This window comes from Prochlorococcus marinus str. MIT 9313, assembly GCF_000011485.1.
Taxonomy (GTDB): Bacteria; Cyanobacteriota; Cyanobacteriia; order PCC-6307; family Cyanobiaceae; genus Prochlorococcus; species Prochlorococcus marinus_D.
This window is the reverse complement of sequence record NC_005071.1, coordinates 1,275,408-1,292,863: the sequence shown is the minus strand read 5'-3', so window position 1 is coordinate 1,292,863 and position 17,456 is coordinate 1,275,408. Positions and strand designations below refer to the sequence as shown.

Below are 17,456 nucleotides of genomic sequence, written 5' to 3'. Positions count from 1 at the left end.
AGCTTCTTCTTCCCTTACGACGTTTTTATTGGTTGGACATGGCAAAACAATCCAGTCGAGAGCTAGCGCTTGAACGCCGTAAGGCCCTGAGTAATTCAGGTAAGAAATCAACCACATTAAATGGATCAAGTCCTAATCGCATCCGTACTGCCTCTGATGCACGTCTAACCAGGACTGATCAATCTTTCGTTAAGGCTGGGAAAGAATCTGTGCAGCTAACCGCTCCTAAGAGAGAGCAACTAGATACGTCTTTTGTTGCTTCTAGAGAATCATCCGGAGCTTCGCGCCGTCAAGTGAAAACGATCCGAAATTCAAGCAGAGAATTGGTTTTGGCCCGTCGTGATGAGCTTTCTCGCCGTGGTCAGCCAGCGGCAAAAAGTAAAGATAGAACTCGTGCAGAAGTTGAGAAAATCTCTTCAAAGGTTAGCCAGCAGGATGCTGCAAAAAAGCAGGTTAATGATTTAGCCTCTGATCAGAAAGGTGTTGATGAATCTTCTTCAAAGTCTTTGAAGAGTTTGGACACTGTCTCAAGATTAAGTTCAAGGAATTCAACTAGTCGTCCTTCTGCTAAACGTAGATCGATACAAAATCCAAGTCGTGCTTTGGTCCTTGCACGCCGTGAAGCACAATCGAAGCACGGTAAAACGGCAGCCAATCAACCGACCTCTGCAGCATCAGTCGCTCGCCAGGGAGACCCTGACCTTTCAAGTCGAGAGATTTCACAGAGAGTGCGTGAATTGCGTAGTAAAAGTGGTGCTACTGGCAAAAAACGTTCTGGTGCTTGTCGTCCCTGTGGTCCCAATCGCAATGGCTCCAAGCAGGCTGTCGCAGCAGATGCTCATTGGAAAGTTGGTTTAAGTGAAACCAGTACAGGTCAGGTTGTGACTGGTACTCAAGCAAACCGCTCATCTAAAACTACTGGCAACGAAGCGAGTACTTGTCGTTCAATTACAGGTACTCAATATTTAGGTTCAGAGGTGTTTGATACTTTTTGTCAGTCGGCTCCTCAACCAGGTCAACCTTTAAAAGTTGCAGTTACAAATACAAGCCATGGAAATCGGGTGACCGGTAATGAAGTTGGTCGCTCAGAGAAAGTCACTGGTGATGAACCTGGGACTTGTAAGACTTTGACCGGCACTGAATATATTTCAGCTAATCAGGCCAATCAATATTGTGGAGTTAGCCAACCTTCTCCAAGAAAAGTTGGTCAGAGTGTTACAGAAGATGGTCGCAAGGTTAGTGGTGTAATGGTTGGACGATCCGAGAAGGTTACAGGCGACGAGGCTGGTTCTAATCGTCAATTGACTGGTGATCAATACCTTGGAGTTGATCCACTTCCTGAAGGGAGGTCTGCAGAGAAAGTAGGTTCATTTAATACTCTTCGTGGTGCAGGAGTTACTGGTACAAATGTTGCCCGCTCTGAGTACGTTACAGGCAATGAACCAGGTAGTTGTAAAAGAGTGACTGGTGACGAATATGTGGGCCCTCAGCAATACAACACTTTTTGTGGCGGCAAGCCAAACCCTGAGGCTGCCAAGGTCGGTTTAAGTCTTACAAATAAGTCGCAAACTGTTAGTGGAACTCTTACAGGTCGCTCGGAGCTTGTAACAGGCGATGAACCTGGAACTTGTAAAGCTGTAACTGGAACTCCCTATAGCGGTGTTGAACAGGCTTCAGGTTGGTGTGATACAAACTCTGTAAGAGAAATTCAGGATCGAACTCCAAAATTGTTGGGTACACCTGGCGCTGTGATGACAGGTCTTCAGCCTGGAGTAGGTGGAGTGATGACAGGAGCAGAGAAAGGTGCTTGTGAACCTTTAACTGGCACCCCATATGTAGGTGGAGATCAACTTGTTCAAGCATGTGGAAGTGATGCTCCCGCTGGTAGTAATGATCACCAGGGTTCATCAGAATCATCTCCTTGGACTCACTTTAGTGTTCAGTCTCCTGCGAGAGCGATGCAGCTACAGCGTGATCCTCGCTCTGGTGTGACAGGAACAAGTTATGAGCAGGGCTCTCAGATTACGGGTCCTTTTAATATGGCGGTTGATAAAATTACTGGCACTGAGCAGTTCCGTTTTGACCGCAAACAACGTCATTTCAAGTCAGTTCCTGTTGAAGCAACCCCCAATGATGTAAGTCAAACACGCCCAGAATCACGAGTTACAGGAGAAGGCCAATCTGCCGGCCTCAATATCACTGGTGATGATTGGGATCGCAGTGAAAGGGTGACTGGTACCGAAGGAGCTTCTGCTCGTCGCCGTAATCCAACTCGGCCTGGCCCGATGTCTGCGATGCCTGCTGCTGATTTAAAGCGTAATGAGGAAGTTTCTCAACCAATGAGTCGAGTAACAGGGTCAAGTGGTAACACTGATCAAGGCTCCTTGATCACAGTCTCTGGCGGCGCAAGGGGTTGATTGATTGATGGCCTATCGCAATCGCAATTTGGCCTCTCAAACGCAAAGACCCTTGGCGCCGACTGCTCCAAGGAGGAGGCCTGTGGTAACACCTCAGATCTCTGATCGCTCAAGGCTAAGAGGGTTTGCCAATGTTGGTTCAGGGCCTTGCCACCCTCTCACAGACAGAGCTGCAAATCAGCATCTGCAGACTTATGAAGCCAATGTCAAAGGCTCTTTTGAGCTGATTGTTCCTTTTCTTAAAAGGATCTCAGCACTTCAGCATGATCAGGATTTTGTCTCAAAGTGCCAAAGTCTTGCTCGCTCTGAACTTGGTTTTGATTTGCCTAGCCACCTTTTGGAACAGGCTTGGGTACGAGCATTAGATATGAGGGCCTTATTTGCTTGGTGTGTGTTTCAGTCTCATCAGCATGTGAGTGACCACTTTTTTCAAGAAGACCCTCTGCAAGGAGGAGAAGGCAGCATTCAAGCAAAGCATTTCCAATCATTCCTTGTTGATTGTGGTTTTCATCTCCTTGATGTCTCCCCCTGCGCTGATGGACGCTTGGCACATACGATTGCTTATGCCTTACGGATTCCATTTAGTTCAGTAAGACGTCGCTCCCATGCAGGTGCTCTATTTGATGTTGAGAAAACTGTCAACCGTTGGATTAAGACAGAACACAGACGTTATCGAGAAGGTGTTCCAAATTCAGCCGACTCTCCAACGCGTTATCTCAAGGTTGTCACCTATCATTTTAGTTCCCTTGATCCATCTCATCAAGGATGTGCGGCTCATGGGAGTGATGATGCCTTGGCAGCTTCTGCTGGTCAACAGCGCCTGCTTGATTTTCGTGAATCCGTCGAAAATAGTTTCTGTTGTGGTGCATCAGTAGACCTTCTTTTGATCGGGCTTGATACCGATACTGATGCTATTCGTGTGCATGTTCCTGCGGCAGATGGTTCAATTGTTTTAGATGAGTGGCTTTCCGCGGAAGATCTCTATCACGAGACGCTTTCTCTAACTTCAGATGAGGCGATGCAACATATTGCTGAACGTGTTGAAGCCATTGCGCCTAAGAAACCCGACGAGGGGATGGTGGCATTCATTGTGAAATTGATTGCAAACAACTTTTCTCAGATTGACTACGTGAAGCAATCACATGCTGGACCCTACCCAGATGCTGGGCATGCAGAGCGTTTTATTGGAGTTGGAATAGGTTTTAAGGAAGTGCATCTTCGCAACCTAACTTATTTCGCCCATTTGGATACTGTCGAAGTAGGTGCCCCAGATTTAGATGTAGGAGTGAAAATTTTTAAAGGGTTGAATGTTTCTCGAGATCTACCAATTCCTGTTGTTGTTCGTTTTGATTATTCTGGCCAAGTCCCAGGGGCAAGGGATCGGGCTGTCACTGATTGCTATCGCGTAAATCAAGCCATTGCTGAGCGTTATTCTGAACTTTTCGATCAGGGTCTTCTTCATACATTCTTGACCATTCGTGATCGTGATAAAAAAGACACTTCAGAGGTCGTCGGTTCCTCCTTGGAGCCTGTTCATCAGGAGGCACACTGACATGTTGATCTGCAAGGTTCTTAAGCCGCTTGTTTCCACTAATCGAATCCCTGGATTCGAACACAAACACCTTCAAGTTGTTCTTGATGGAAGTTCCAAAAAGGTTGCAGTCGATGCTGTGGGTTGTAAGCCAGATGACTGGGTGATTTGTGTTGGCAGCTCAGCAGCGAGAGAGGCTGCAGGAAGTAAATCCTATCCTAGTGATCTTACGATTGTAGGCATTATTGACCATTGGGATCCAGGCGCCCCGAAGCCAGTTTCAGGGGGCTCAGCTTGATGGAAATCATGCAGGTGATGGGCCGTTTGGTTTGTACGCAAAGGGTTGACGGTCTTGGTCATATGCATCTGCGTATCCTGCGTAATAACGCTGGCAAGCAGTTGGTGGCTGTTGATCCTGTTGGTGCTCGAGAGGGCAATTGGGTGTTCACTGCCAGTGGATCAGCCGCACGTTTTGCATGTCCAGATCCCAACACTCAAACAGATCTGACAATTGGAGGAATTATTGATTACTGGCTGCCAGATGGATAGCTAATAAATGATTCGGATCTGATCCATTTATTCTCTTCTTCTTAAACCTTTTATCCATGCCAAAACCTTCTTCCTCTAGTTCTTCAGACAGCCCCTCTTTGACGACAGCGAAACCTGCTGGCTCTGAAGTTGCCAAAAAAGTTCTTCCTGCCAAGGCGACACAAACTGTTGATGTTTCTGCTTCAACATCGTCCTTATCAGGTTCAAAGTCGACTACGCGCAGAAGCGCTGCCACAGGGCGTACATCCGCCAGCCGAGCAACGGCTGCGACGCCTGCATCAAGGGGCGGTAAGAGTGCTGCGGGTTCCAGTGGCAGTGGTTCTGCGTCTGGTGGCGCTATCAAGCCACCCGCCTCTTCCTCTGTGCCTTCTTTTGTTCAGGGGATTGCACTCGGAATGATTGAAACTCGTGGCATGGTTCCTGCCATTGAAGCGGCTGATGCAATGACAAAAGCTGCTGAGGTTAATCTCATCTCTAGGGAATATGTTGGTGGTGGTTATGTCACTGTGATGGTGCGTGGCGAAACAGGAGCTGTGAATGCAGCCGTTCGTGCTGGTGCAGATGCCTGTGAACGGGTTGGTGATGGCCTTGTTGCAGCCCATATTATTGCTCGTCCTCATCAGGAAGTTGAGCCAGCATTAAGACCCACTCATGCAAAGCGCCGCAGCTAAGTTGGGTAAACCCTAATTTTTAGCTTTCTAATTTGCGGGTTTCTTCTGTGGCGAAGTTATTCGGAAATCTGGTTTGATCAACTTTGATGACAAGCATTAAGGTTATTCTTTAACTTCGAACAATCCATCTCCCAACTGTTGTGATGAATCAATGGCAGAAGCGCTCTCGTCCAATACGACTCGAACGGCGATTTGAATTCGAAACCTATTCAGAAACCAGGGATTTTTTAGACCGTCTTGGCGAGCACACTGAAGCCGCAAAGCGCTTCCCTGATATAAGTTTTGGACGTACCTATGTCAATATCACTTTGCGGCCGGAGGATGAAGAAGAAGAGGTTGAGTTAAATGATGATGATTACAAATTTGCAGCTGAGATAGATGGACTCCTCAATTGATCTCTCTTTGGCTTATGCCGATTCCGGAGTTGGTGAGGTACTAGATCAGTTGGATTGTGAGCTGATTGGCTTGAAGCCGGTGAAGACGAGGATTCGAGAAATTGCCGCTTTGTTGTTAGTTGATCGGGCCAGGAAAGATCTCGATCTTGCTAGCACGATGCCAAGCCTTCATATGTCTTTTACTGGACGACCTGGCACTGGAAAGACAACTGTTGCAATCAGAATTTCTCAGATTCTTCATCGCCTTGGATACCTGCGCAAAGGACATGTTGTAACTGTCACCCGTGACGACTTAGTTGGTCAGTACGTTGGCCACACGGCACCAAAAACTCGGGAGATGATTAAACGTGCGCAGGGAGGTGTGTTGTTTATAGATGAGGCATATTACCTTTATAAACCAGGTAATGAAAGAGATTATGGAGCAGAAGCAATCGAAATATTGCTACAGGATATGGAGAGCCGGCGAGGTGATTTTGTTGTTATTTTTGCTGGTTATAAAGATAAGATGGATGCTTTCTATCAATCTAATCCGGGCCTTTCTTCGAGGGTTGCTCACCATATTGATTTCCCGGATTACAGCAACCGGGAGTTGTTGGCTATCGCTCAGTTATTCCTGGTCCAGCAGAACTATTACTTTGGCGATGAAGCTGAGGGCATTTTCGAGGATTACATCGAACGTCGCCGTCAGCTTCCTTTCTTTGCTAATGCTCGCTCAATTCGCAATGCTCTGGACCGTACCCGTTTGAGGCAGGCGAACCGATTGTTTGCACGCATGGGAGAACCGCTCAGTCGTGATGAACTGATGACGATCGAACCTGCTGATATCTTGGCGAGTCGTGTATTCCAAGGGGAGGTGGAAGGCCGGCATCCGACTCAACCCCTGATGGAATCGTCTGAATGAGGATTGAAGATGGCTGTTTGGATGAAAACCTTTCTCTACTTTGGTTGTTCCAGATCCCGTCTGATCAGCACAAGCAAATAAGACGGTGCCTTGTAACGGCTGGGGAGGCAACGATTGAGGGTTTCAAGATGGCTCCAACAAACTGTGCGCTCTATCTCTTGGGTGCTACGACCTTCCTGCAGCAGTCGCCTTAGGGCCTTGCAGTAAAGGGGATAACCCGCCTCGAGTTCGCCAATGGTCAACTTGGCTTCGGCCATGGTTTCTCGCAGTACGCCTCTAAACCTATGCAATCTTCAGACTACTCAGCGGACTGTCCGTCTTGGCGGATTCGGCTTTCGCTTTCTGGTTCGGCCAATCGTTTTTGATCCTTTCAACGTTAGGGAAAGTCACAGGAGTTAGCAGTAACCCCTCTTCAGCCGTAAATCAAAATGATTAGGGATGATCGGATCTCAGAACTCCTGCTAGCTCAGGGACAAGATTTTTTTCTTGAGTCGCTACACGCTTGATCAAAGCGCTTCAGGTTTCCACTGGTTGTTTTCAGCCGAGCCAAGCAACGCAATCGATTTCCACTCGCCCACCTTTTGGAAGGGCGGCTACTTGAACACATGCTCTTGCTGGGCTGATGCCATCCCCGAAGATCTCGCCATAGAGAGCATTAACCCTTTGAAAGTCCGCCAGATCCGTGAGGTAAACCGTGGTACGAATCACTTGCCTTGGCTCAGCACCGGCTGCTGTGAGCACAGCCATCAGATTGCTAAGGACTTGGCGGGTTTCAGCTTCCACATCACCTTGCCCAACCATCACCCCGTTGGTTGGATCAAGGGCAATTTGACCAGAGCAGTACAGCCATCCTCCTGCTAGTACAGCCTGGTTATAGGGCCCGACTGGTGCTGGAGCTGATGCTGTGGTGATTGCTTGCACAGAAGGGGCGTTCATGGTCTGCTCTGAGCATGAATGTTGCATCATCGCTTTCAGCTTTGGTTTCTGTTGAAAATCCTCTGGGTGTGAGGCCGCTTCGTTTATGTTCCAGCGGCCTTGATCTCAATGGATTGCAATCTCACTAGCTGTTGGTCCTGTTCCATTGCAACAGGACTGCCTTGTTGCTGAGTCAGATATTTGTGCTTAGTTTCGCCATTGATCCTTGTGGTGGCGAAGTTCTGCTAGCTCTTTGCTGCTCTGAGCACGCACGAAGAGGTTGGTACGTTGTTCTTCTGAAATGCTGCTAGGCAGGCTCAGGGCACCCCTCTGGCGGCGACTTGAAACGTCTGCCAGTCGTTCGCTGATAGCAACATCTTCTGGATGCAGGGCGGAGGCCCAGCGCAGATTTGCTTCGGTGTATTCGTGAGCGCAATACACACGGGTCTTCGCTGGCAGGCAACTGAGACGTTGAAGAGCCTTGAACATGTCTTCGGCAGTTCCTTCAAACAGTCGGCCACATCCAGCTCCAAAAAGGGTGTCACCACAGAACACTGCTGGATCTTCAAGATCTTCCTTGTTTGTGGGCAGGTAATAAGCAATGTGTGCTCTGGTATGACCCGCAACAGCGAGCACTTCAACACTGCTGTTGAGAAGAGAAACCTTGTCTCTATCACGAACGGAGATCGTCTGGAAGGGAATGCGATCACGGTCTTCAGCGGCTGCTACCACGGCTGCGTTAGGCCAGTCCCTAAGCAGCTCAAGGGTGCCACCAATGTGATCAGCATGGTGATGGGTTTGAAGTACTGCTGCGAGTGAGAGCTTTCGAGTTCGCAGCCATGTCTTGACTGGTTCTGCGATTGCTGGATCCACAACGACAGCCTGGTTGCCTTTAATCCAGATCCAGATGATGTTGTCCTGAAGAACAGGAAGGGCATGGATCGATGAACGTTGTTTATCGCTAGTCGCAGCTGTTGAGGTTGCCTCCATCGTTAAAGTCCAGGTCGACGCATCGCTCCATGATCACTGTCGCGCTTGCAAAAGGAGCTTTGCTGAATGATTCGGTTGCTCGTTTTCAATCTGCTGGGTTGGATTTTTCAGCTGTACTTGATCCAGGCAATCGTCAGTTAATGGTGCCTTCCCATTGTGGCCGGGCCCGGGCACTGTTGGTGCGCAACGGGGATGTGCCCGTTTATGTTGCCTATGGTCAGGCCCAGTTGGGAGTTGTTGGTTACGACGTGCTGCGGGAGCATCAGATGCCCGTTGCTCAGTTGGTTGATCTTGGCTTCGGGGGCTGCCGTATGGCTGTGGCAGTGAAGGCCAGCAGTGGCTATCAGCACGCAGCTGATCTGCCTCCCCATTGTCGAGTTGCTAGCAAGTTTACCCATTGTGCTCGAGAATTTTTCGATGCTCTCGATCTGCCTGTAGAGCTTGTTCACCTGACCGGTTCGGTGGAACTTGGCCCTTTAACAGGCATTGCTGAAGCGATTGTCGATCTGGTCGCGACAGGCCGTACCCTTCGCGACAATGGCTTAGTGGCCATTGAGGAGCTATTTCAGTCTTCGGCTCGCTTGATCGGCCATCCATTGGCCTTGAGGTTGGACCGTGGAGATCTTCAGTTGATTGTGGAGGCTATGCGCATTCAGGAATCATTACCTAAAAATCCAGCTTGATGGCTGTTACTGATTTTCAGCGGGTTCGGCGTCTAGGGCGCTATCTCCGTGAGGACCGCCGGCGTCTATGGATGGTGCTTGTCCTCTTGGTGCCGGTAGCTCTTGCTGGTGCGATTCAACCCTTCTTGGTTGGCCAGGCAATCAGTGTTTTGAAGCAAGAGTCAACCTTCCCTTGGCTCAGTGATCTGCCAGTGAGCTCAGCAATAAGAGTTTTGGTGGGGATTCTGCTGATTTCTGTGCTTCTGCGCTTGGGTCTGCAGGGCTTTCAGTCTTTCAATATCGAGGCCTTAGGGCAACGGCTAACGGCGCGTATTCGTAACGATCTGTTTGGCCACGCCATGGCCCTTTCGCTGCGCTTTCACGATCGAATGCCTGTGGGCAAGTTGTTGACTCGGCTGACCAGTGATGTGAATGCACTATCGGAGGTTTTTGGTAGTGGGGCAGTAGGAGTTTTGGGGGATCTCGTCAGCCTTGTGGTGATTGCAGTCACCATGATTTTGATTGATTGGCGCCTGGGGGGGTTGCTGCTGGTGACGCAGGTACCAGTCACCTTGGTGATCCTTTGGTTGCAACGCCGATACCGGAAAGCCAATTACCGCGTGAGGGAGGAACTCTCTCAGCTCAATGCCGATTTTCAGGAAAACCTTCAGGGGCTTGAGGTTGTCCAGATGTTTCGTCGAGAAACGTTTAATGGGCAGCTATTTGATCGCACTGGCTCGGCCTACAGGCAAGCCGTGAATGGAACGATCTTTTATGACAGCAGCATTTCAGCTTTTATCGAATGGGTGGCCCTGGCAGCCGTGGCTGTGGTGTTGGCGCTTGGGGGATGGATGGTAACTGCCGAGACAATGGGCCTTGGCACCTTGACAACATTCATCCTTTATTCCCAGCGTTTGTTTGATCCCCTGCGTCAACTTGCTGATCGCTTCACTCAGATTCAGGGGGGCCTGACTGCTGTTGAACGGATTGGCGAGTTGCTGGAGCAGCCACTGGACATTGTCGATGCAAAGCCTGTTAAAGACGAACCCAGCTTTGTTAGGCCCTCGGCTTCTGCTGCTTGCGGTGAGGTGGTGTTTGAGGGGGTGAGCTTTGCCTATCGGCCAGACGAGCCGATTCTCCAGGACCTTAGTTTTCGCATTTCTGCTGGTGAACATGTTGCCCTGGTAGGACCAACCGGTTCAGGCAAGACGACCCTGATCCGCTTGCTTTGTCGTCTTTACGAGCCTCAAGTCGGGCGGATCATGCTTGATGGTGTTGACATCAAAACAATCCCTCTTTGGCGGCTACGCAAACAACTGGGGGTTGTGCTTCAGGACACCTTTCTATTTAGCGGCAATGTGGCAGATAACCTCCGATTGGATTCCTCGATTGAGGATGACCGTTTGCGGACGATCTGTAGAGATCTTGGCCTTGATCCTTTGCTCAATCGGCTACCCAACGGCTTGGAGACTGAGCTCAGGGAGCGTGGCGGCAATTTGTCATCGGGAGAGAGACAGCTCTTAGCAGTTGCAAGGGTGGCCATTCGCAACCCCACTGTGCTGGTAATGGATGAGGCGACCGCTTTCATGGACCCTTCTACGGAAGCGACATTGCAAAGGGATCTAGATCGCTTGCTTGAACGTCGTACCGCGGTTGTTATTGCCCATCGCTTGGCCACTGTGGAAGCAGCCGATCGAATTATGGTGCTTCGGCGGGGCAAGCTGATTGAGCAGGGAACCCACCTTGAGCTTCGTGCCAAGGGAGGCCTTTATTCTCAGTTAGCGGAACTACAGGAAAGGGGACTGGCGAAACTTTGAATTTAGTTTTTGCTTTCAGTGATTGGATCTTGATTTCAGCTTCACGCTTAATGGTTATGGGCCTTGGTGAAGCAGGATCAAGACAGTTGAGCACTGCCGTGTGATCAGCTCCTCTTCGCTAACGCCGGAGGTTCTTGAGCAGGCCTATGGGCATCGAGCACGAGAGTGCCCGTCTTCGAATGAGCAGATCAACCTTGTCTTCAGTCAAGACCGTTCATTCGATCTTGTTGAGCTTGAACAATTGCTGGAGGCTGTGGGTTGGAGTCGCCGGCCGATGCGTCGAGTGCGTCTTGCACTTGATCACACGCTCTTGAAAGTGGGCCTTTGGCGCCATGATCCCCTGTTCCCTCGTTTGGTTGGTTTTGCTCGATGTACAGGTGATGGAGTTCTTGAAGCCACAGTGTGGGATGTAGCTATTCACCCCATTTATCAGGGGGTGGGATTGGGTAAGCATCTAATGGATTACACCCTTGAATCTCTTAAGGAGATGGGTGTTAAACGAGTCACGCTCTTTGCTGATCCAGGTGTTGTCGATTTCTATGAGCGACAGGGTTGGACGCTGGAGCCTGATGGCCACAAATGTGCTTTCTGGTATGCCTAAGGATTATTGGTAATAGTCTTTTGACAGCTGCTTGGCTGCCTCTCCTCTGCGCCAGCGTCTACGCAATTGGGCGTTTTGCCAGGCTTGATTGAGTAGACCTAGCCGTTGCAAACGGCGGCCATCGGTGTACAGGGGTAATCCCAGGCTTAGCAACTTGACTTGGCAAGAGAGTCGCTGCACCAAATCGAGATCTTCCATCAAAGGGATGGGTTTGTATCCCCCGATGTGTTGGTAGAGCCTTTTGCTGATGAGCAAGCCTTGATCGCCATAGGGCCTTTGCAGCCAATGACTGCGAAGGGCCACAGCTAGTTCCATTAGACGAAGTTTTGTTCCCTTTCCTTGGATTTTGTAGTCGAAAAACCAAGCATTCAGCTCTCCTGCTGACTGAGTAATCACTGCTTCAACGACAGCGGGCCATTGGGGGGGGAGTCGGCTGTCGGCATGCAGGAACATCAGCCAAGTTCCTTTGGCATGGCATGCTCCATGGCTGAGCTGAGCACCCCGATTGGGATTGGCTACTCGCAGTACATGAGCTCCTGTGAGTTGGGCAGCGAGTTCTGTGTCATCACAGCTGCCAGCATCAACGATCCAAAGGTCAAGGGGTGTCGGCCAGCGTTGGAGATCAGCCAAGAGCAGTGGTAGACGGCTGGCTTCATTGAGGCTCGGCACAATCACGCTGAGGTGATGTCCCACCTCACTTAGAGCTGAGATGTTGCTCATTGATGAGAAGTTTTGAGCGGCATTGCTTCCTTTTTGAAAGAGGTCATCTTGTTCTTTCTCGACCCGTTTTTCTTGCCTTAAACGAGTTGTTTCCTGGTTCAAATCCTTGTCATATCAATCTTTCCTCGCATGCTTGCCATGGTGAAAGATCTTCAAGGCAATCGAGATCGTTTTGTTGACCAAGTAAGCAAGGCCTTACTCCTGCATCCGCTGCTTTCTGCAGTGTGACTTGCTTCACTTGATTGCTACCCCAAGGAATGCCGCAGAAGGGCCAGCGTGTCACGGGCTTTACCAAGCGCCCTGAGAGTCCAAGTAACCAATAGCCCCCATCAGTAGCGGGTCCAAGTACGAACTCATGCTCTTGCAAAGCTTCTAGGGCCTGAAGCAGATCACGATCACAGAGATTTGGCAGGTCTGTGCCGATCAGCAATGTGGTGCGGCCCATTGTGATTTGTGGATGGTGTCGTTGCTGCACTCGCAAAACCTGTCGACGCATCCGTTCACCCAGGCTTCCCTTGCCTTGAAGCTCCACTGTGCTCACACCTTGATCGTGTGCCCAGCGCTTGGCTGCCTTGGGAGCGAGGCCAGTGATCGCGAATTGCAGCTCGACCAGGCCTCTATTGGCCAGATGATTGGCCACGCGCAGAGTGTGTTTGGTAAGCCTGGCCTGGATTGATGCTGCACGCACTATTCCAAGAGTGTCGGCCAGTCTTCGTTTGCATCTGCCTGCTGCCGGCCAGCGGGCCATCACCACCAGTGCAGGTTTTGCCATTTCAATTCACCCCTGCCGGGGTAGCTCTGCTGGTTTGACGATTAATTCGATCGTCTTGTTGTTTCGTTCAAGGGTGAGCGGCATGGGCTTGCCAACCTCCCCACGATCAACGGCAAGTTGTACTTGTGAAGGGTCGCGGACGACCTCACCATTGACTTCACGAATTAAGTCGCATTGGCGCACGCCGGCTTTGTCTGCAGGGCTGCGAGACATCACTTCAACAACGAGAACAGCATTAACTTCAGGTACTTGGCATGCCCCTCCTGTTGCGTTGATTTCTTTGGCTAGTTGGGGGGTAAGGCTCTGCAGCCTTACCCCGATATAGGGATGAGAAGCTTGCCCTCTCCCCACGATTTGTTGGGCAATTCGTTTGGCCAGGTTGATCGGTACTGCAAAACTCAGCCCGCCTCCCGGCGCAACTTTGATGGCAGTATTGATTCCGATCACCTGTCCTGAGGCATTGATGAGTGGTCCTCCGCTATTGCCAGGGTTTACGGCGGCGTCCGTTTGGATGTAAGGAACTCGTTGCCCCCCCCCTAAGGCGTTGGTGCGGTCGACGGAGCTGATGATGCCTGCAGTAACGGTGTTGTTGAGTCCAAGAGGATTGCCGATCGCGATTGCCCATTGCCCAGGCTTGATGTTGTTGGAATTGCCGAGTGGGGCTACTGGAAGTTTCTTCGCTACGACTTTGACCACGGCTACATCTGTAAGGGGATCACCACCAAGCACTTTGCCGCTGTAACTGCGTCCATCTGGAAGGGTTACTGATACCCGTTCTGCCCCATCAACCACATGAGCATTGGTGAAGATCAGCCCGTCAGAGCGTGTGATGAAACCTGACCCTTGGCCGGCTTGCCGTTGGATGGGAGGTCCGCCGCCGAAAAAGTTGCCAAGGGGGTTTGCGATCCGTTTCACCGTGTCGATGCGCACCACTGCCGGACCAACTTGTTCCACCGCAATCACGATCACATTGGTGCCAGGCTGCAGAGGCGCTGACTTGGGTGGATCACTGACGACAGGGGTGTTGTCTGGACTTGTCTTAGAACCAATGCCGATGCGTTGACGTAACCCTTCGTTGCAGCCACTTAGGTTGATGCTGATGAGGATCAAGCCAAGCCATCTGAGCGGATGCAGCCTGTGGGCAGATAGGGCAAGGGTCATGACAAACGCAGGTGCCAGGGAACGAGAACATCAGGGTCTTATTAAAGACGGCTTGCTCGATAGAAGTTGCGTAGATTCAGCCATCGCAGAGGAAAGGATGTGGTGATAACGGGCAATGAGCTGTGGTCCAAGGTGCAGCAGGCCCTTCAGCACAATCTCAGCAAACCTACGTTTGAGACATGGATTCGTCCTGCCATTTGTAGTGGTTTTCGGGACGGGGAGTTGACTCTGATTGCTCCAAATAGCTTTGCAAGTAACTGGCTTCGCAAGAATTACGTTCAGACAATCGAGGCGGCTGCGGCCAAGATTTACGGCCAGTCAGTGAGGGTGTCTGTTCAGGCTCAGGAGGAAGACTCTGCTGAGAGGGTGTTACCACCAATGACATCGGCTTCCATCCCTTCACCTTTGCCTACTGCAGAAACAACCACTGCCTCTGTAGCCCCTTCTAGTGGCCCTCGGCGGATTCTTCCAGGCCTGAACCTGCGCTATGTCTTCAATCGGTTCGTCGTGGGGCCGAACAGTCGCATGGCCCATGCTGCTGCGCTAGCCGTTGCAGAAGCTCCTGGGCGAGAGTTCAATCCTTTATTCATTTGCGGCGGTGTTGGCCTAGGCAAGACTCATCTGATGCAGGCTATTGGTCACTACAGGCTTGAGATCAATCCCGAAGCAAAGGTGGCTTATGTTTCTACAGAGACCTTCACGAATGACTTAATTCAAGCTATTCGGAAGGATGGTATGCAAGCTTTCCGAGATCGATATCGTGCCACTGATTTGATTTTGGTTGACGATATTCAGTTTATTGAAGGCAAGGAATACACCCAGGAAGAGTTCTTTCATACCTTTAATGCTCTCCATGAAGCAGGTAGGCAGATTGTGATCGCTAGTGATAGACCTCCAAGTCAGATTCCAAAGCTTCAAGAACGCCTAATCTCTCGATTCTCTATGGGCTTGATCGCTGATATTCAGTCGCCTGACCTTGAGACTCGCATGGCAATTTTGCAGAAGAAGGCGGAACAGGAACGCATGATGCTGCCTCGCGATTTAATTCAGTACATCGCTGGGCGCTTCACCTCCAATATCCGTGAACTTGAGGGGGCTTTGACCAGGGCAGTTGCCTTTGCTTCGATCACGGGGCTGCCGATGACAGTTGAATCGGTAGCGCCAATGCTTGACCCTAATGGTCAAGGTGTGGACGTTACCCCACAACAAGTGATTGATAAGGTCTCTGAGGTTTTTGACGTGACTCCTCAAGACATGCGTAGTAGCAGTCGAAGGCGGGCCGTTAGCCATGCTCGGCAGGTGGGCATGTACCTGATGCGTCAGGGCACGGATTTGAGCTTGCCTCGCATCGGTGAGACTTTTGGGGGAAAGGACCACACCACAGTGATGTATGCCATCGAGCAAGTGGAGAAAAGGTTGTCCAGTGATCCTCAGTTGGCTAGTCAGGTTCGGCGTGTGAGAGATCTGCTGCAGATCGATTCACGCCGTCGGCGATAGGTTTCAACAATTTGATTATTTGACAAGATTAGATGAGGTGTATGAGATTTTGTTTGCATCAACATCAGCCTTGCAATGCCTTTCCCTCAAAACGTTCCAGATGTCACCTTCAAGACTCGCGTGCGCGATGAATCTGTGCCCGGGTCTAATCCATTCCGCTGGCAAGACCTGACTAGTGCTGAAATCTTTAAGGGGCGCAAGGTGGTGGTGTTAGCCCTGCCAGGAGCTTTTACGCCTACGTGCTCATCCAATCATTTGCCACGTTATGAGGAGTTGCATGCAGAACTTGTTGCCCAAGGTGTTGATCAGATTGTCTGTCTTTCAGTGAATGATGCTTTTGTAATGTTCCAGTGGAGCAAACATTTGGGTACCAAGAATATCTTTATGCTCCCTGATGGGAATGGAGAGTTCACTCGTAAAATGGGCATGCTTGTTGAGAAATCCAACCTAGGTTTTGGTTTGCGTTCCTGGCGCTATTCGATGCTAGTGAATGATTGTAATATTGAAAAGATGTTTGTTGAGCCTGGCTTTAGTGATAATGCTGATGGTGACCCGTTTGAGGTCTCAGATGCTGATACGATGCTTGCTTACATGAAGGGTGTGCAATCGGCTGGTGTTAGTTCCCCGTGCCGTGAGTTTCAGGGTTAAACCCTTCACTTCTCACACTCTTGCCTGTTCATTAAATATAAAACTGATTATCTGTTTTCCTGCTTCACTCTATATCTTACGTAACAAGTAGCAATCCTCTTCTAGGACTGAGTCTTTATCGACAAGCTCTTTGACTTTGTCAAGTTGCTTTGAGAGGCTGATGTAATTTGCTTGATCGATCAATTTGTAGCCTAAGAGATTCTCGTGGAATGTTTCGCTGAGTGTATTGGGGGAAAAGTGTCCTATCCCGTAGCCTTTCTCGCTGAATTTCCTTAGCCTTTGAAACATTGCCTTAGAAGTTTCGCTTGGTTTGAATGCATTCAGTGCGAGAAGACTTCCGGCTATTTGTGTTTGCTGTAGATGTTTAAAAAGTGAATTGACTGAGTCTTGCGAAAGCCAGTATAAAAGCCCTTCCATGAGGATAAATGATTGGCGTGATCCTATCCATTGGCTTAATGAGTCGAATAGTTTTTTGTTTTCTCTGCTGTTGTTGAGGTCTGTTGTACAGAGGAATAGAATGTCTCTTTCTGGGAGCTGCTGAGAGGATTGAAGCTTCTGTATTCTTTGCTGCTTTGACTTGATCAGGTTGGGCTTGTCTACTTCGCAGGATGCTATGGGAGTGTTGATTAGATAGGGGTAATTGGTGAACCCGGCGCCAATATTGATAAACACTCCATTTGTTGCTTGAATGTGGAACTCTCGAAGCCTTTCTAGAAAAAATCGATGTCTGAGGCAGTGGGCAATATCTTCGGATTCACCTACCTCCTTCAGGTATCGATTCGCAAGCTTCTCAGCTGGTTTGGTGACCCATAAATGTGCAAAGTTGTCGAGGCTAATGTTGGTATATTTTGCCCTAAAGCAATTAACCACATGCGCTGAGGCATCTACTCCAGGAAGCACGTTCTTTTGTTTGTTGCAATCACTTTAGCGAGCTGTTGATCTTTCATGGCATCAGAGTCATCAAGAGATGCTTGAGGAAGGAGAGTCTATGGACAGCGCAGCTTGCTGATTAGCAGGCTCAAAAGTAGAGCGGCTGCTCGATGCCCTTTTAAAAGTGTTTACCAAGGATTCAATCCGACAAGAGGTGGCTTAAGCAGGCTTGAGGGGCTGCCTCCTACAACGTCGCCATGCCAGCAAGCTTGGAGGCCTAGACATGGCAGGAGTCGATGTAGGCAATGCCGATGTCACAACTAGAGAGAATTGCTTTCA

General features: G+C 49.8%; 19 protein-coding genes. 12 read left to right on the top strand and 7 right to left on the bottom strand.

Going from position 1 to position 17,456, the window contains the following annotated elements; all coding sequences use genetic code 11:
- Positions 1-38 precede the first annotated feature (38 nt).
- From AKG35_RS06440 to cbbX, 7 genes are all read left to right on the top strand, one after another.
- A complete protein-coding gene (locus AKG35_RS06440) occupies positions 39-2,417 on the top strand; it encodes a carboxysome assembly protein CsoS2 (protein WP_011130574.1) in 2,379 nt (792 codons plus the stop codon).
- 7 nt (positions 2,418-2,424) lie between these two features.
- Positions 2,425-3,969, top strand: coding sequence for a carboxysome shell carbonic anhydrase (locus AKG35_RS06435; protein ID WP_011130573.1), 1,545 nt, complete (start codon positions 2,425-2,427; stop codon positions 3,967-3,969).
- Position 3,970: 1 nt separating this feature from the next.
- Positions 3,971-4,246 carry a carboxysome peptide A gene (locus tag AKG35_RS06430; protein WP_011130572.1) on the top strand — a complete coding sequence of 92 codons (276 nt, stop codon included), beginning with the start codon at positions 3,971-3,973 and terminating at the stop codon, positions 4,244-4,246.
- Positions 4,246-4,497 carry a carboxysome peptide B gene (locus AKG35_RS06425; RefSeq protein ID WP_011130571.1) on the top strand — a complete coding sequence of 84 codons (252 nt, stop codon included), beginning with the start codon at positions 4,246-4,248 and terminating at the stop codon, positions 4,495-4,497. Before AKG35_RS06430 ends, AKG35_RS06425 begins: the two co-directional genes overlap by 1 nt.
- 56 nt (positions 4,498-4,553) lie before the next feature.
- Positions 4,554-5,168: a BMC domain-containing protein gene (locus AKG35_RS13700; protein ID WP_011130570.1), complete on the top strand. Its 615-nt coding sequence runs from the start codon at positions 4,554-4,556 to the stop codon at positions 5,166-5,168.
- A 143-nt stretch (positions 5,169-5,311) separates the two neighbouring features.
- A complete protein-coding gene (locus AKG35_RS06415; RefSeq protein ID WP_011130569.1) occupies positions 5,312-5,563 on the top strand; it encodes a 4a-hydroxytetrahydrobiopterin dehydratase in 252 nt (83 codons plus the stop codon).
- The gene (gene cbbX, locus AKG35_RS06410; protein WP_011130568.1) at positions 5,547-6,464 is read left to right on the top strand and encodes a CbbX protein; all 918 of its coding nucleotides are present in this window, start codon (positions 5,547-5,549) and stop codon (positions 6,462-6,464) included. Before AKG35_RS06415 ends, cbbX begins: the two co-directional genes overlap by 17 nt.
- Before the next feature lie 35 nt (positions 6,465-6,499).
- Here cbbX and AKG35_RS06405 read toward each other — a convergent pair whose 3' ends face one another.
- The 3 genes from AKG35_RS06405 to gloB form a co-directional block, all read right to left on the bottom strand.
- Positions 6,500-6,721: a DUF3136 domain-containing protein gene (locus AKG35_RS06405; RefSeq protein ID WP_011130567.1), complete on the bottom strand. Its 222-nt coding sequence runs from the start codon at positions 6,719-6,721 to the stop codon at positions 6,500-6,502.
- Between the two features lie 280 nt (positions 6,722-7,001).
- A complete protein-coding gene (locus AKG35_RS06400) occupies positions 7,002-7,400 on the bottom strand; it encodes a Rid family detoxifying hydrolase (RefSeq protein WP_011825483.1) in 399 nt (132 codons plus the stop codon).
- A gap of 186 nt (positions 7,401-7,586) precedes the next feature.
- On the bottom strand, positions 7,587-8,369 hold the full coding sequence (gene gloB / locus AKG35_RS06395; RefSeq protein WP_011130565.1) for a hydroxyacylglutathione hydrolase: 783 nt from the start codon (positions 8,367-8,369) through the stop codon (positions 7,587-7,589).
- 29 nt (positions 8,370-8,398) lie between these two features.
- On the opposite strand from gloB, the gene hisG reads away from it, so the two are divergent.
- From hisG to AKG35_RS06380, 3 genes are all read left to right on the top strand, one after another.
- Positions 8,399-9,052 (top strand): ATP phosphoribosyltransferase, encoded by a 654-nt coding sequence (gene hisG, locus AKG35_RS06390; protein ID WP_011130564.1) that lies wholly within the window; start codon positions 8,399-8,401, stop codon positions 9,050-9,052.
- Positions 9,052-10,848, top strand: coding sequence for an ABC transporter ATP-binding protein (locus tag AKG35_RS06385; RefSeq protein WP_011130563.1), 1,797 nt, complete (start codon positions 9,052-9,054; stop codon positions 10,846-10,848). Before hisG ends, AKG35_RS06385 begins: the two co-directional genes overlap by 1 nt.
- Positions 10,849-10,948: 100 nt before the next feature.
- Positions 10,949-11,449, top strand: coding sequence for a GNAT family N-acetyltransferase (locus AKG35_RS06380; RefSeq protein ID WP_011130562.1), 501 nt, complete (start codon positions 10,949-10,951; stop codon positions 11,447-11,449).
- A 3-nt stretch (positions 11,450-11,452) separates the two neighbouring features.
- Here the strand turns inward: AKG35_RS06380 and AKG35_RS06375 are convergent, their stop codons facing one another.
- The 3 genes from AKG35_RS06375 to AKG35_RS06365 form a co-directional block, all read right to left on the bottom strand.
- Positions 11,453-12,169 (bottom strand): TIGR04283 family arsenosugar biosynthesis glycosyltransferase, encoded by a 717-nt coding sequence (locus AKG35_RS06375; RefSeq protein ID WP_052646229.1) that lies wholly within the window; start codon positions 12,167-12,169, stop codon positions 11,453-11,455.
- A gap of 109 nt (positions 12,170-12,278) precedes the next feature.
- Positions 12,279-12,941, bottom strand: a complete 663-nt coding sequence (locus AKG35_RS06370; RefSeq protein ID WP_011130560.1) for a TIGR04282 family arsenosugar biosynthesis glycosyltransferase — start codon at positions 12,939-12,941, stop codon at positions 12,279-12,281.
- Positions 12,942-12,947: 6 nt separating this feature from the next.
- Entirely contained in the window at positions 12,948-14,102 is a 1,155-nt protein-coding gene (locus tag AKG35_RS06365) for a trypsin-like peptidase domain-containing protein (RefSeq protein ID WP_011130559.1), read from the bottom strand.
- Positions 14,103-14,201: 99 nt separating this feature from the next.
- On the opposite strand from AKG35_RS06365, the gene dnaA reads away from it, so the two are divergent.
- Both dnaA and AKG35_RS06355 read left to right on the top strand, forming a co-directional pair.
- Entirely contained in the window at positions 14,202-15,599 is a 1,398-nt protein-coding gene (gene dnaA / locus AKG35_RS06360) for a chromosomal replication initiator protein DnaA (RefSeq protein WP_011130558.1), read from the top strand.
- A 75-nt stretch (positions 15,600-15,674) separates the two neighbouring features.
- Positions 15,675-16,247 carry a peroxiredoxin gene (locus AKG35_RS06355; RefSeq protein WP_011130557.1) on the top strand — a complete coding sequence of 191 codons (573 nt, stop codon included), beginning with the start codon at positions 15,675-15,677 and terminating at the stop codon, positions 16,245-16,247.
- 69 nt (positions 16,248-16,316) lie between these two features.
- On the opposite strand, the gene AKG35_RS06350 is transcribed toward AKG35_RS06355, so the two are convergent.
- Complete coding sequence (locus tag AKG35_RS06350) at positions 16,317-17,147, bottom strand: class I SAM-dependent methyltransferase (protein WP_011130556.1); 831 nt, start codon at positions 17,145-17,147, stop codon at positions 16,317-16,319.
- Positions 17,148-17,456: the final 309 nt, after the last annotated feature.